The 14,086-nt window shown below is 55.8% G+C and carries 12 protein-coding genes and 1 pseudogene; 2 read left to right on the forward strand and 11 right to left on the reverse strand.

All coding sequences use genetic code 11. The features are described 5' to 3' along the window. Positions 1-273 precede the first annotated feature (273 nt). The 9 genes and pseudogenes from GKR98_08045 to GKR98_08085 form a co-directional block, all read right to left on the reverse strand. Complete coding sequence (locus tag GKR98_08045; GenBank protein ID QMU58150.1) at positions 274-1,287, reverse strand: helix-turn-helix domain-containing protein; 1,014 nt, start codon at positions 1,285-1,287, stop codon at positions 274-276. 670 nt (positions 1,288-1,957) lie between these two features. Continuing rightward, positions 1,958-2,059, reverse strand: a pseudogene (locus GKR98_08050) (VPLPA-CTERM sorting domain-containing protein). Between the two features lie 546 nt (positions 2,060-2,605). After that, positions 2,606-3,589 carry an ABC transporter substrate-binding protein gene (locus GKR98_08055; protein ID QMU58151.1) on the reverse strand — a complete coding sequence of 328 codons (984 nt, stop codon included), beginning with the start codon at positions 3,587-3,589 and terminating at the stop codon, positions 2,606-2,608. A 29-nt stretch (positions 3,590-3,618) separates the two neighbouring features. Continuing rightward, positions 3,619-4,464 (reverse strand): ABC transporter permease subunit, encoded by an 846-nt coding sequence (locus GKR98_08060; GenBank protein ID QMU58152.1) that lies wholly within the window; start codon positions 4,462-4,464, stop codon positions 3,619-3,621. Further along, entirely contained in the window at positions 4,461-5,396 is a 936-nt protein-coding gene (locus tag GKR98_08065) for an ABC transporter permease subunit (protein QMU60023.1), read from the reverse strand. Before GKR98_08065 ends, GKR98_08060 begins: the two co-directional genes overlap by 4 nt. Before the next feature lie 169 nt (positions 5,397-5,565). Further along, on the reverse strand, positions 5,566-6,390 hold the full coding sequence (locus tag GKR98_08070) for an ATP-binding cassette domain-containing protein (GenBank protein ID QMU58153.1): 825 nt from the start codon (positions 6,388-6,390) through the stop codon (positions 5,566-5,568). Next, the gene (gene hydA, locus GKR98_08075) at positions 6,390-7,844 is read right to left on the reverse strand and encodes a dihydropyrimidinase (protein ID QMU58154.1); all 1,455 of its coding nucleotides are present in this window, start codon (positions 7,842-7,844) and stop codon (positions 6,390-6,392) included. Before hydA ends, GKR98_08070 begins: the two co-directional genes overlap by 1 nt. Positions 7,845-7,910: 66 nt before the next feature. Continuing rightward, positions 7,911-8,636, reverse strand: coding sequence for a hypothetical protein (locus GKR98_08080; GenBank protein ID QMU60024.1), 726 nt, complete (start codon positions 8,634-8,636; stop codon positions 7,911-7,913). A gap of 14 nt (positions 8,637-8,650) precedes the next feature. Further along, positions 8,651-9,901: a hydantoinase/carbamoylase family amidase gene (locus tag GKR98_08085; GenBank protein ID QMU58155.1), complete on the reverse strand. Its 1,251-nt coding sequence runs from the start codon at positions 9,899-9,901 to the stop codon at positions 8,651-8,653. 68 nt (positions 9,902-9,969) lie between these two features. Here GKR98_08085 and GKR98_08090 point away from each other — a divergent pair, with 68 nt between their 5' ends. After that, positions 9,970-10,722 (forward strand): TetR family transcriptional regulator, encoded by a 753-nt coding sequence (locus tag GKR98_08090; protein QMU58156.1) that lies wholly within the window; start codon positions 9,970-9,972, stop codon positions 10,720-10,722. Positions 10,723-10,786: 64 nt separating this feature from the next. Then, a complete protein-coding gene (locus tag GKR98_08095; GenBank protein QMU58157.1) occupies positions 10,787-11,320 on the forward strand; it encodes a hypothetical protein in 534 nt (177 codons plus the stop codon). Here GKR98_08095 and preA read toward each other — a convergent pair whose 3' ends face one another. Together preA and GKR98_08105 are read right to left on the reverse strand one after the other, a co-directional pair. Then, positions 11,321-12,622, reverse strand: a complete 1,302-nt coding sequence (gene preA / locus GKR98_08100) for an NAD-dependent dihydropyrimidine dehydrogenase subunit PreA (protein QMU58158.1) — start codon at positions 12,620-12,622, stop codon at positions 11,321-11,323. Continuing rightward, complete coding sequence (locus tag GKR98_08105; GenBank protein QMU58159.1) at positions 12,615-13,994, reverse strand: NAD(P)-binding protein; 1,380 nt, start codon at positions 13,992-13,994, stop codon at positions 12,615-12,617. The genes preA and GKR98_08105 overlap by 8 nt, the downstream gene beginning before the upstream one ends. Positions 13,995-14,086 lie beyond the last annotated feature (92 nt).

Consider the following 14,086-nt stretch of genomic DNA (forward strand, 5'->3'; position numbering starts at 1 on the left):
GAAGCCAAAACATGACACAGCAAACCGAACCTCAACATCGCCCAATCGTTCCCGCCCTATTTCTGGTGTTCATGCTGACGATAACTTGTCTAGCGATGGCAACGTCCAACACACTGAGCTTCAAGGAAACGTCGGAAAAAGATATACCAACTACTCAGCTTGCCAGCAAATGATCAGCCTTACCATTGTGCGACTTTCATTGTTCGCACCTCGTGCTCAGTCGCCGACCATCGACTCCGTCCCAGAAACAGTTTCACAGACGCTAAGCCCGCCTCAAGAATACCGCTGGAATCGGGCCTGACCGAACATTTTGCGATGCTCTGCAGGCGAGATACCGGTCTTTCGCTTAAAGACACGTCGAAATGACGGCGTATCAACATACCCAACTTCTTCGCCAATTTCTGCAACCGGCGCGGTTGTGGTTTCAAGTAATTGCCGCGCCTCTTCGATCCGAACCGCCAGAACATAGTCCTGCGGCGACTTCCCAGTGGCTCTCTTAAACCGCCGCGCAAATGTCGTTGGCGGCAATCCTGCTTGCTGGACCATCGCCTTGACCGGATTTTCCATCCCATAGTTGTCAGCAATCCAGCCCTGCGCGACCTGAATAGCGGTGTCATCATGAGGCATCGAACGGATCATCGACGTATAGGGGGCCTGAAGCTCGCCCCGATCTGCCATCAACCAGATTTTGGCCGCACGGGCCGCACGCTGGGTGTCGCCATAATGGGCGATCAGAAACAGCGCCAACTCTTGCCAGCCGGTCGTCCCTCCCGATGTCACAGCCCCCTTGTCGGCATCCGCAAAGCACAACCCGCGATCCGTTCGTAATCTGACGCCGGGGTATTCTCGGACGAACAGATCTTCCCATGCCCAATGGGTCGTCGCCTCGACACCATTCAGCAATCCAGCCTCGGCCAGATAGACCGCACCCGTGCAGGCAGATGTTGTGCGTGTCTTCGCGGGATCCAGTGACTTGATCCAAGCCAGTCCCGGATGGTTGTCGGGGCTAATTCGCTCATGCGGCGACAAGGTCAGACCCGGAACAATGACGATTTCAAAATGAGGTTCAGCGCCAAACGTAACGTCCGGGGCAATGCGCATTCCGCTGCCACACTGAAAAGGCTCCAGGCTCGGCCCAACCACTTTCACGTCGAAAACTGGATCTGCTGTAGCACCGCTGACTAGAAATTCCCAATCCCGGCCCGCCGCCATTAGCGTGTCGAACAGTCCAAACAAACTCGATGCACTGGCTTCAGGTGTGGCAACAAGACCAACAGATACGGGCATGCCCCTTCCACCTCCCCAAAATGGTGAATCTGCCCCCTTTTTGGCATTTCTGGCCCTCACGGTCACGCGAATTCATTGCCTAACGTCTCATTGAGAACAGTCAGGCAAAAGGCAAACGCATGTTAAGCACATTGTTCAAGAGATTTTGGATCAGTCGAACGCCCGCAGAACGCTCCTCTTCTAAAGATCAACGTCACAAACAGGTAAACCGAGATCTAAAGGAAACGAATTGCGCAATCGCCAGCACCTCTTGGCAATCAGTGATCTATATGGGGCCTGGCGGTTCTGTCGTTCGCAATCGTCAATGATTTGGCCAGCCGCATGCCAGCCAGGCTGACAGCGCGCGCCACAGATCCACGAGCAAAGGGCTCGCCAATCAATATTCTATATTCAGACGCTACAACGCCCGACGCCACCATTTCCGCCAAGCTTCTATCGCCCGACGTCGATGCTGAGGCCCCTTAAGGGCCAGTCGCAATACTTCTGCCATTTTTCTAAACTCATCTGCCTGCCTCGGCGCAGGTTTGTCCCACGCTCAATAGCCCAGATAAGCTACAGAATTATTACAACCAATAGCAAATTTTGCGCACAGCGAATTTTTGCTCCAGGCGGCGCGCAATAGGCACAAACCTGCAAATAAGAAACGCGCGCCTTCAACCGAAAACGCGCGTTAATCTTCAGATACTCCGACGATCTTAGCTCTTCTGCGACGCATTGCTGTCAAGCCGCCGGTCCCAGCCAACAACACCCAACCAGCCGCAGGCAGCGGTACCCGGGTTACCGGATCGCCAAGCAACCAGTTAATGTCGCCCGAGCCACCAAGACTTGGAATTTTAGTATCCGCAACCTGAAAACAAGCCTCGTCACAATCCAGGATGATCGGGCTAAGCCACCATTCGATCCAGGTCGCGAAACCATCGCTGTTCAGATTATCCGGGTGATTAAACCAGCTCCCACCCAATCCAAGCTGCGGCGGCTGCGAAAGATCAGTCGGATATATCGACATACCGCCAATAAGACCGACAAGATCGCCAAGGCCTGTCAAAGTCATGATCGACTCTCGACCAGTCTGAAAAAACAGATAATCGTAGATCAGGCCAATCCCGTCGCAGGCATTGCCCTGACACTCAGGGTCGGTATTGGCTGGCATCGCTAGCGAGTCCAGCGCCACATCCATTTGCAACCGCAAATCCGCACCATACTCATCTTCGGCCCAAAGGTTCTTCTCCTCAGCCGAGAACATGATCGAACCATCAGTGACCCAGAAACAGAAACGGCGACCCTGAAAAGGGCCGCCGCTTCGCTCACTCTAATTGACTCACTTCAGCGCAGCATCCGTGATGTCATGGGTCCAGGCACCAACAGGTGCTGCCGTGATCACCGGATCAGAGCCTCCTGCCAACAAAGTCGCCACCGTGCGATCAAAGTCCGCCGGATCAAGCGATCCGTCCGAGCCTGCGGTCAGTTTGGCGATCTCGCCCATCATCCGCACCTGATGCGCTTCTGTCTGGGCCCCGGTCTCGTCGTTGTCCAAGACGATAGATGCCGCCTCGCCCGGGTTCGCTTCTGCCCACTTCCAACCCTTCATCGAGGCGCGCACAAACCGCACCATCTTGTCTTTGAAGGCCGGATCAGCAAGGTTTTCTTCCAGCACATAGATGCCATCTTCCAACGTCGAAACGCCCATGTCCTCATATTTGAAAGTCACAAGCTCGTCTTCGCCAACGCCCGCATCCAACACTTGACCGTATTCGTTGTAAGTCATCGTCGAAACACAATCAGCTTGACGCTGCAGCAGCGGATCTACGTTAAAGCCTTGCTTCAAGACTGTCACACCATCGTCGCCGCCAGCAGTCGAGATACCTTCCTGGCTCATCCAGCTCAGGAACGGATATTCGTTACCAAAGAACCAGACACCAATGGTCCTGCCTTTAAAATCCTGCGGACCGGTGATGCCAGTGTCTTTCCAGCAGGTCAGCATCAGGCCGGAAGACTTAAACGGCTGCGCGATGTTCACAACTGGCAAACCCTTTTCGCGCGCGGCCAAGGCAGACGGCATCCAGTTCAGCATCACATCCGCGCCGCCGCCGGCAAGAACCTGGGGCGGAGCAATATCAGGCGCACCCGGCAGAATGGTGACGTCAAGGTCCTCTTCTTCGTAATACCCGTTGTCCAGCGCCACGTAATACCCCGCAAACTGCGCTTGCGTGACCCACTGCAACTGAAGGCGAACTTCGTCGGCCGCAAATGCCGATCCTGCCGTCAGACCCAGCGCCATCGCGCCTGTCAGAATATGTTTCATATTGTATCTCCCCTTAGTTGGTTCAGTTTTTATTTGCGTTGCGACGGATGCCAAAAGGTCAGCCGCCGCTCCAGTAAAGTCAAAAGTCCATACAGCAGCGATCCCGAGATCGCTGCCACGATGATCACCGACCAGACCATATCCAGCGATAATTGCCCAAGCGAAGCATTGATGCGAAAGCCAAGCCCCACAGTGGGCGATCCAAAGAATTCGGCCACAATAGCGCCGATAAGCGCCAGCGTTGCAGAAATTTTCAGCCCATTAAAGATGAATGGCAAGGCCGCCGGGAACCTCAAGGCAAACAGGGTCTGCCAATAACTTGCCGAATAAGTCCGCATCAGATCGCGCTGCATCGAACTGGTATCCGCCAGCCCGGCAACCGTGTTCACCAGCATTGGGAAAAACACCATCACCACGACCACAGCCGCCTTCGACTGCCAGTCAAAGCCAAACCACATCACCAGAATGGGCGCGGTGCCGACAATCGGTAGTGCGGCCATGAAGTTCCCCACCGGTAACAAACCGCGGCGCAGATAATCATAACGATCCACCAGAATGGCGACCCCAAGCGCGGCCAGAATGCCAAAAACATATCCCGACAATGCGCCTTTCAATATCGTCTGCACAAAGTCCGACCAGAGTGTCGGCAGGTTCGCCAGAAAAGTTTGTATAACCAAAGACGGTGGCGGCAGGATCACCAAATCAATCTCAAGCCCCCGCACCAGCAGTTCCCATGCGATCAGAATTGTTGCCCCGAAGATGAGCGGCACGCCTGTCCGCACAACTTGGCTTCCAGCCATCGGCCCGTGTGCCAACCGCACGTTCAAAAACCACGCGGCTCCCCAAACTACAAATGCCAGAACGATCAAGGTCACGCCTGAACCCCCATCGCCCGCAAAGTCCGCCTTTCAAGCCATCCGATCAACCAGACCAGGCCCGCCGCCATAACTGCCGCCACCAACAACGCCGCCCAGATCTGCTCCGTTTGCCCATAATACGACCCGCCCAGCATCCGCGCGCCCAATCCGCCGCGTTGCACCGGCAATTCGCCGACAATGGCACCCACCAAAGACGCTGCAATCCCAATCTTCAGCGACGCAAACAGATATGGCACCGAGGCCGGTAACCGCAGCTTCCAGAACGATTGGTTCGCATTGGCACTATAAGTCCTGAGCAGATCCATCTGCATCGCATCCGGCGACCGCAAACCCTTCACCATGCCCACAACCACCGGGAAGAACGACAGATAGGCGCTGATCACAGCCTTGGCGACCAACCCTGACAACCCGACCGAGTAAAGAACCACGATAATCATCGGCGCCAGCGCGACGATCGGAATGGTCTGGGAAATAATCGCCCAGGGCATCACGCTCATATCCATCGCACGGTTGTAGACGATGCCTACTGCCAACAGCACACCCAAACCCGACCCGATCACAAACCCCAGCACCGTCGCCAGTAACGTCACGCCACCATGATAAACCAAAGACCGGTTCGAAAATGACCCCGAGCGCACGATCCCACGCCGCCCCGTCGTTTCCTCTACCCAGGTCGATTTCCAAAGCTCGCCCGCAACCTGATGCGGTGCGGGAAGTCGCGACCGATCCATCGACCAACTCGACCCGATCAGATCAAAGTTGTTGAACACCAAACCAAACCGCCCGGCGTCACGACGTTCCTTAGCCGTCGGGGGAACCACTTCAGCCCCTGCCCGTTCCTGCGCCGTCAAAACTTCTTTAATATTCATCGGCACCACGGCCAGATACCAAACCGCCAGAATGACCCCGACCACCGCCAATACAGGCATTGCCGTTTGGCGAAGCCATTCGACAACACGGTTCCCCGCCCGATGGGACAGGTCGCCAACTGTTTGCGTGGCCACTTCGCTCATCGCGACCCCTTACCGAAGTCTGAACCATGCGTGCGGGTCCACCGACGTAATACCGACGTGATACCGACGCGATACAGACAGCCCTTCACAGCTCATCTCCATGCCCGGCGCGCAGCCCATCACGCACCCGATGTGCGATCTCGATGAACTCCGGCGTATCGCGAATATCCAGTGTTCGCTCCCGCGGAAGCGGGCTTTCAATCACATCCGTAATGCGTCCCGGACGCGGGCTCATCACCACGATTTTAGTCGACAAATAGACCGCTTCAGGGATCGAATGAGTCACAAAGCCAATCGTTTTTTCTGTTCGCATCCAAAGACTTAAAAGCTCTTCATTAAGTCGATCCCGCACGATCTCATCCAGCGCCCCGAAAGGTTCGTCCATCAACAGAATGTCGGCATCAAACGCCAAAGCCCGCGCAATTGAGGCGCGCTGCTGCATCCCGCCCGACAATTGCCAGGGATATTTCTTGCCAAACCCGGAAAGCTCCACCAATTCCAAAACGCGAACAATACGCTCATTCATCTCAGTCTTGGAAAACCCCATGATTTCAAGAGGTAATCGGATATTTCCTTCTATCGTCCGCCACGGATACAACCCCGCCGCCTGAAACACATACCCATAAGCCCGCGCCTGCCGCGCCTCATCCGGGCTCATTCCATTGACACTCAGATCCCCGCCCGTCGGATGCTCCAAAGCCGCAATCGCCCTCAGCAATGTCGTCTTCCCACACCCCGAAGGCCCAATAAAAGAAACGAATTCACCCTTGCTGATCTCAAGGTCCACGTCCTTCAACGCATGCACCGGCCCGTCTCCGGTCTGGAAAGTCAAAGACAGGTTTTTCGCTGCAATTACAGGGGTATCTGCCACGTTCTTCACAACTCCATCTGTCGCCAAGGCGCCGTCCATCAAACCCCCGTCGCCGGAATACCTGTGCGCTCAACAGGTCTTGGAGAGGTCAGTTCTTTCCAACTCGACAGTGCCTTATTTACAGGCGTGTTCGGCTCGCGCCGCACAAACTTCCCGTGGCCTTCCTGGGTGCGAACCTCACCGTCATGAACCGCAACATGGCCCCGCGTTAGCGTGAACCGCGGCAAACCTTTCACAGCTTTGCCCTCGAACACGTTGTAATCAATAGCCGATTCCTGAGATGACGCAGTGATCGTCTTTTCTTTCTCAGGATCCCAAACCACAATATCCGCATCCGCCCCAATCAGAATAGCGCCCTTTTTTGGATAACAATTCAGGATCTTGGCGATATTTGTGCTGGTGACCGCGACAAATTCATTTGGTGTTAACCGCCCCGTGTTAACTCCATTGGTCCAAAGCATCGGCATCCGGTCTTCCAGACCGCCAGTGCCGTTGGGAATTTTGGTGAAATCGCCAACCCCGGTCCGTTTTTGATCGGTGGTAAAGGCACAATGATCGGTGGCAACCACAGACAAAGACCCGGATTGAAGCCCGGCCCACAGACTGTCCTGATGTTTTTTGTTCCTGAACGGGGGCGACATCACGCGGCGTGCGGCATGGTCCCAGTCCTTGTTGAAATATTCGCTCTCATCCAGCGTCAGATGCTGGATCAGCGGCTCACCCCAAACGCGCTTGCCCTGCATCCGGGCACGGCGAATGGCCTCGTGCGCGTCCTCGCAGGACGTATGCACAACATAAAGCGGCACACCGGCCATATCCGCGATCATGATCGCCCGGTTTGTTGCCTCGCCTTCCACTTGAGCGGGCCGCGAATAGGCATGCGCCTCCGGACCGGTGTTCCCCTCTGCCAGCAGCTTCGCACTCAGCTCAGCCACAACATCCCCGTTCTCAGCATGCACCATGGCAATGCCGCCAAGCTCCGCAAGCCGTTGAAATGAAGCATACATTTCGTCATCATTCACCATCAAAGCGCCCTTATAGGCCATGAAATGCTTGAAGGTTGTGATGCCCTCCTTCTCGATAACCGATGCCATCTCGTTGAACACCTGCTCCCCCCACCAGGTCACCGCCATGTGGTAGGAATAGTCACAATTGGCCCGCGTCGATTTGTTGTGCCACATCGCCAAAGCGTCGTGCAGACCCTGCCCCGGCGACGGCAACGCAAAGTCCACAACCATCGTCGTGCCCCCCGCCAAAGCCGCCCGCGTCCCGCTTTCAAAGTCGTCCGTGGAATACGTCCCCATGAACGGCATCTCCAGATGTGTATGGGGATCAATCCCGCCCGGCATCACATAACACCCAGCCGCATCCAGCTCCTCGTCGCCTCTAAGCCCCTGACCAATCTCAACAATCCGGCCACCTTCAACCAGAACATCCGCCTCATAAGACAAATCCGCCGTCACAACCGTGCCGTTCTTGATAACCGTGCTCATAACGCTCCCCTATTCTCATTATTGGCCCGGAAATATCCCGGGGTCCGGGGCAGAGCCCCGGGTATTTCAATCTTTGTAATCCGGTGCCTCGATATAGAGTATCCGCTTCATCTCTGAAAAATGAGCCAACTCCGCATCCGCGTATGTTTCCCACTCAGCGGCCGTCTCTTCTGCCAGATTGTCACCCATCACATTCAACTCTTGCCCTGTGGAATAAGCCAGAACCATCGTGCGGCAGGCCCGCTCCAGATGATACATTGCATCAAAGGCTTCAGCCACCGAGGCCCCCAAGGTCGTCACCCCGTGGTTACCCATCATAACGGCATTTTGGTCGCCGATCGCACCCGCAATCCGCCCGCCTTCTTCTTCGCCGGTTGCAATACCACCAAAACTCAGATCATAAGCTAAACGCTTGTAAAACCGTGCAGTTACCTGATCAATCGGCTTGATTGTCGGATCCTTCAACCCGCACAGGGCCGTGGCATATGGTGGATGAATATGCAGCGCCACCCGCGCCTGCGGCAAGTTCCGGTGCAGTGCGGAATGGATCGACCACGCCGACGGATCCGGCGCATCCGGGCGTTCCATCGTCGCAGGATCATCCGCGTCACACAGAACCAGATCAGACGCCCTGACCCGACTCCAATGCACCCACCGCGGGTTCACCAAAAACTTCCGCCCATCCGAAGACACCGCAGCCGAAAAATGGTTCGCCACCCCCTCGTGCCAGTCAGCCCGACAGGCCAACCGAAGCGCTGCCGCAAGGTCGATGCGTATTTGCGTTTCGTCGATAACGTCGTGTGCGTTCACTCTACAATCTCCGCCGTCTCAACCACCGCATGGAACAGAACGTCCGTCCCCGCCGTCGCCCACTCCTTCGAGATATCCTCGGCCTCATTATGCGACAGCCCGTCCACGCACGGACACATGACCATCGCCGTCGGCGCCACATCGTTAACCCAGCAGGCATCATGCCCAGCACCTGAAACGATATCCATGTGGGAATAGCCCAACCGCTCGGCCGCATTCCGCACCGCAGCCACGCAGCCAACATCAAACGCAGGCGGGTCGAATTGCCCAACGATTTCAGCCTCGAAGCCAACTTCAATTTCTTCACACAGTTTTGGCGCGCGCTCCATCAGCTCGTCCACCATACTGTTCAGCTTGTCCAGTATATGCGTCCGCATATCCACCGTGAACACCACCTTACCGGGGATGATATTGCGCGAGTTCGGATAGACATCCACATGCCCAATCGCCCCCACGGCGTTGGGTTGGTTCTTCATCGCAATCTCGTGCACCAGCCCGGTCACCAAGGCCAATCCACGCCCGGCGTTCCTACGCATATGCATCGGGGTCGACCCGGTATGGCTCTCCTTGCCCGTCACCGTGCATTCAATCCAGCGCAGCCCCTGACCATGGGTCACAACGCCGATGTCCTTGCCCTCGGCCTCCAGGATCGGCCCTTGCTCAATGTGCAGCTCAAAGAACGCATGCATATCGCGGCTGCCAACCGGCTCATCGCCTTGCCAGCCAATCCGCTTCAATTCATCGCCAAACTTGGTGCCTTGCGCATCGGTGCGATCATAGGCCCAGTCCAGCGTGTGCTTGCCCGCAAACACACCCGAGGCCAGCATCGCCGGCGCATATCGTGTGCCCTCTTCATTCGTCCAGTTTGTCACCACAATCGGGTGCTTGGTCTTGATGTCCAGATCGTTCAACGTGCGGACAATCTCCAACCCGCCCAATACGCCCAATACCCCGTCGTATTTGCCGCCCGTCGGCTGCGTGTCCAGGTGAGAGCCCACATAAACCGGCAGCGCTTCTGGGTCCGTCCCCTCACGCCGCATGAACATCGTGCCCATCTGGTCCACACCCATCGTGCAGCCCGCATCCTCGCACCATTTCTGAAACAGAGCGCGCCCTTCGGCGTCTTCATCCGTCACCGTTTGCCGATTGTTGCCACCCGCAATACCAGGCCCAATCTTGGCCATCTCCATCAGGCTGTCCCACAGCCTGTCACCATCGATCTTCATGTTCGCTGCTGGTGCGGCCATACAATCTCTCCCATTGTTAGGACCGGATTTGCGGCCCCTTTGACACCTATCTTGCGCAGGCGCTCAAAATGTTTGACCATTTGGTCAGGAACACGCTAGCAGAGCAAGGGAACCAGTCAAGCGCCCCTTTGCCCTTTTGCGTTTGTCCAAAGTATAGGCGAAATAGGACCTTGGTGCGAAAAGAATCGGAGCTTCGTTTGAACGTCGAAAGACCACAGACCAGGATACAAAAGAAAAACCGTCAGGCGATTCTAGAAGCCGCGCTAGAAGTCTTCTCTGCCGAGGGCTTTCGCGGCGCAACGCTGGACAAGATCGCCGGCGTTGCGGGTCTTTCAAAACCGAACGTGCTCTACTATTTCACGTCAAAAGAAGCGATCTACACCGAACTCTTATCGACACTACTCGACACCTGGTTGGATCCCCTGCGCGCGCTGAAAAGCGATGGCGAACCCATCGCTGAGATCGTTGGGTATATGCGGCGCAAACTTCAGATGAGTCGTCAGTTTCCCCGAGAAAGCCGCCTTTTTGCCAATGAAATTGTGCAAGGTGCCCCGCGCATTCTCGACCAGATCGAAGGGCCATTGAAGACATTGGTCGACGAGAAAGCGGCATTGATACAGGCCTGGATCGACGCCGGACAACTTGCCGACCTCGACCCCCACCATCTGATTTTCTCGATCTGGTCCACGACCCAGCACTATGCTGATTTCGATGTACAGGTACAGGGTATTCTCGCCCCGGATGGTGGCTCGCATTTTGGCGATGCGGATGCGTTTTTGACCGCGATGTTTACGCGCGCGCTCACGCCGACGGAGCGTTAAGGGGTCCTTCACACGTTTGCTCTAGAGTGATGAACCATTGGGGGCCTCGGTAAGGATCGTGAAGATGCTGCCAGCCATTCAAACGCCGACAGTTACACTACAACCATCTGTAACTGTTCAAACCGCCGCCAAAGCTGCCCAGCCCGCAATGGTTGGGGCGCCACGCTCTAGTTCGGGCGAAGTAAGTGTGGCCAATGTAAAGACCGAGACTGCGCGCGCCATTGACGCCGCAGAACAATCCAACGTCGCCCCAAGGATGCGGGATCAGGAAACGGCTGAACGCTCCCGCCGCGTGCCGCGTGAACAGCTAACCGCCGGACCACACCCAGCTTTTGAGGAAAGCATATTGGAGCGGCAAGCGCGCGTCGCGATGGAGCCCAAGGAAATGCAATCGTCCGGTAGCGACGACCGTGATATTTCAGTCCATGAGAAAGAAGAAAGCCTCTCGGACGCTCCGCCAGAAACGAAACCATCCGAACTCGAACCGGAGGTCAACCGGCAACGACAAGCGATCATAGAAATGGCCGCAACAACGTTTGCCACGGCCAAGTCAATATCCGAGCCTGCGGAACCCGCAAGCGTCGACAAACGTGGATAGTTACTCGGCTGCCTTGGCAGACGGGTTGTTTGGATGCGTTGTCCAATTGGCATAATCTGCCTCAACCACCTTACCGGTCCGCTTGTCCAGATCGCCGGGCTGCAATTCCTCCATCGTTATGCAATCCTCGACCGGGCAAACATCGACACATAGGTTACAGGCCACACATTCTTCGTCTATCACTTCGAACACGCGACCCGGCTTCATGACAATCGCCTGATGCGAGGTATCTTCGCAGGCCGCAAAACAACGGCCACACTTGATACAAGCCTCCGGGTCAATCCGAGCTTTTGTCACATAATTCAGGTTCAGATACTGCCAATCCGTCACATTCGGCACCGCACGACGCGAGACCTGATCGACCGATGTATATCCTTTTTCATCCATCCAACCACTCAAGCCAGCGTTCAATTCCTTAATGATCTCAAATCCATAGACCATAGCCGCCGTGCAGACCTGCACATTACCAGCCCCCAGCGCAAGAAACTCCGCCGCGTCCCGCCAGGTGGTAACGCCACCGATCCCGCTGATCGGCAATTTCGCTGTCTCAGCATCCCGCGCAATCTCGGCAACCATGTTTAGGGCAATCGGCTTCACCGCCGCGCCGCAATAGCCGCCATGACTTCCCTTACCGTCGATCGACGGCTCCGGTGACATCGTATCCAGGTTCACCGAGGTGATTGACGAGATCGTATTGATCAGGCTGACGCCATCCGCCCCACCCGCATTCGCGGCCCGCGCCGGATAGCGAACATCCGTAATGTTCGGCGTCAACTTCACCAAAACCGGCATCCGCGTGTTGGCTTTGCACCATCGCGTCACCATCTCGATATATTCGGGCACCTGACCGACAGCCGCCCCCATACCGCGTTCACTCATGCCATGCGGGCATCCGAAGTTCAGCTCAATGCCATCGGCGTCAGTGTCTTCAACCTTTGGCAGGATCTCTTTCCACGCCCATTCCTCGCACGGAACCATCAAGCTGACCACAACCGCGCGATCCGGATAGTCACGCTTCACCTGTTTGATCTCGCGAAGATTGGTTTCCAGCGGTCTATCCGTAATCAACTCGATATTGTTGATACCCAAAACCCGGCGATCTGCGCCATAAATCACGCCATACCGGGGACCATTCACATTCACGATGTGCGGATCCAGCCCCAGTGTTTTCCAGACCACGCCGCCCCAACCGGCCTCAAACGCGCGGCGCACGTTGTATTCTTTGTCAGTGGGTGGCGCCGACGCCAGCCAAAACGGGTTCGGGCTTTTGATGCCTACGAAATTCGTTGAAAGATCAGCCATTTATGTGTCCTCCGTCAGGCTGGTATCGGCCCATCGTCTCCATAAGATACATGTGAATGTCTTCAGCCGCGTCGCGTCCTTCGGCCACCGCTGTCACCGTTAAATCGTCACCGCCAGAAGCACAGTCACCCCCTGCCCAAACACCATCGCGACTGGTGCGGCCTTGTTCACTGACTGCTACTTTACCTGCCTCAATGGAAAGTCCATCTGGCACGCCTTCTAACTGTTGACCGATGGCCTTGAATACTTGATCGGCAGCAAGTCGGAAAGTTTCGTCCGTTGTCTTTAAACCGTTTCCGTCGTCTTCAGTATATGCAAACTCGATTTCCTGAACTGCACCATTGCCGTGCACCGCTAAAGGTTGCGCATTGAACAACAACCGCACCCCCTTCGACGTCGCCAGATCTTGCTCGAACCGGCTGGCAGACATACGCGACTGATCGCGTCTGTAAGCAATGGTCACCGACTCCGCCCCAAGCAACTTCGACTGAACAGCAGCGTCGACGGCGGTCATACCGCCGCCGATCACCACAACATTGCGCCCGACCGGCAGGGAGGAAAGATCGGTCGCTTGGCGCAAATCAGAAATAAAATCAACGGCATCACTGACATTTTGCTTATCTTCACCATCGGCCCGCAAAGCATTCACTCCGGCCAAACCTATGCCAAGAAAAACCGCGTCAAAGTCATCTGCAAGACTATCCAGAGCCAGCCCGCCCTCTCCAAGTCGCCGTCCATACTCAATGGAGATGCCACCGACTTTTAGAAGCCAATCCACTTCGGCCTGTGCAAATCCACCGACTGTTTTATAGCTCGCAATGCCATATTCATTCAGACCACCCGGTTTATGACGAGCGTCAAACAACACCACTTCATGACCTTTGGTCGCCAACCGATGCGCGCAAGCCAACCCCGCTGGACCCGCCCCCGCAACCGCCACTTTTTTACCCGTCGCGACACCCCGTTGATATGGGTGATCACCTTTGGCCATGAGCCCGTCAGTGGCAAATCTTTGAAGACGACCAATTTCAACTGGTTTGCCTTCGGCAGCTTCCCGCACGCACGCCTCTTCGCAAAGGGTCTCGGTTGGACAAACACGCGCGCACATTCCACCCAAAATATTTTGGTCAAAGATCGTCTTTGCCGCGCCATCCGAGTTGTCTGCCTGGATCTGACGAATGAACAGCGGGATATCGATCGTCGTTGGACAAGCCGTCACACAGGGCGCGTCGTAGCAAAAGTAACAGCGGTCCGCCGCCACCATAGCCTCATGCGGGTCATACGGCGCATGAAGGTCGCCGAAGTTCTCGGCAAGTTTCTCGTTTGACAACCGTCCCGGTTCAACACCCGAGGTACGTGGCGAATTTGACATCGCGCTCTCCCTGTTCGTCGTTGCTCTAACACTGCCACATCTCAATTTTTTATCAACTGGTAAATTTTTGAAATTCAAAATCACTGAAACCA

The sequence above is a fragment of the Boseongicola sp. genome, from assembly GCA_014075275.1.
Classification (GTDB): domain Bacteria; phylum Pseudomonadota; class Alphaproteobacteria; order Rhodobacterales; family Rhodobacteraceae.

Excerpts from the sequence above, each read along its gene's own strand:
- GKR98_08065 (QMU60023.1), bottom strand. The coding sequence starts at position 5,396 with ATGCCTGTATTGGCGGTGGTCGGGGTCATTCTGGCGGTTTGGTATCTG.
- GKR98_08090 (QMU58156.1), top strand. The coding sequence starts at position 9,970 with ATGTTTGACCATTTGGTCAGGAACACGCTAGCAGAGCAAGGGAACCAG.
- GKR98_08045 (QMU58150.1), bottom strand. The coding sequence starts at position 1,287 with ATGCCCGTATCTGTTGGTCTTGTTGCCACACCTGAAGCCAGTGCATCG.
- GKR98_08055 (QMU58151.1), bottom strand. The coding sequence starts at position 3,589 with ATGAAACATATTCTGACAGGCGCGATGGCGCTGGGTCTGACGGCAGGA.
- hydA (QMU58154.1), bottom strand. The coding sequence starts at position 7,844 with ATGAGCACGGTTATCAAGAACGGCACGGTTGTGACGGCGGATTTGTCT.
- preA (QMU58158.1), bottom strand. The coding sequence starts at position 12,622 with ATGGCTGATCTTTCAACGAATTTCGTAGGCATCAAAAGCCCGAACCCG.
- GKR98_08070 (QMU58153.1), bottom strand. The coding sequence starts at position 6,390 with ATGGACGGCGCCTTGGCGACAGATGGAGTTGTGAAGAACGTGGCAGAT.
- GKR98_08105 (QMU58159.1), bottom strand. The coding sequence starts at position 13,994 with ATGTCAAATTCGCCACGTACCTCGGGTGTTGAACCGGGACGGTTGTCA.
- GKR98_08095 (QMU58157.1), top strand. The coding sequence starts at position 10,787 with ATGCTGCCAGCCATTCAAACGCCGACAGTTACACTACAACCATCTGTA.
- GKR98_08085 (QMU58155.1), bottom strand. The coding sequence starts at position 9,901 with ATGGCCGCACCAGCAGCGAACATGAAGATCGATGGTGACAGGCTGTGG.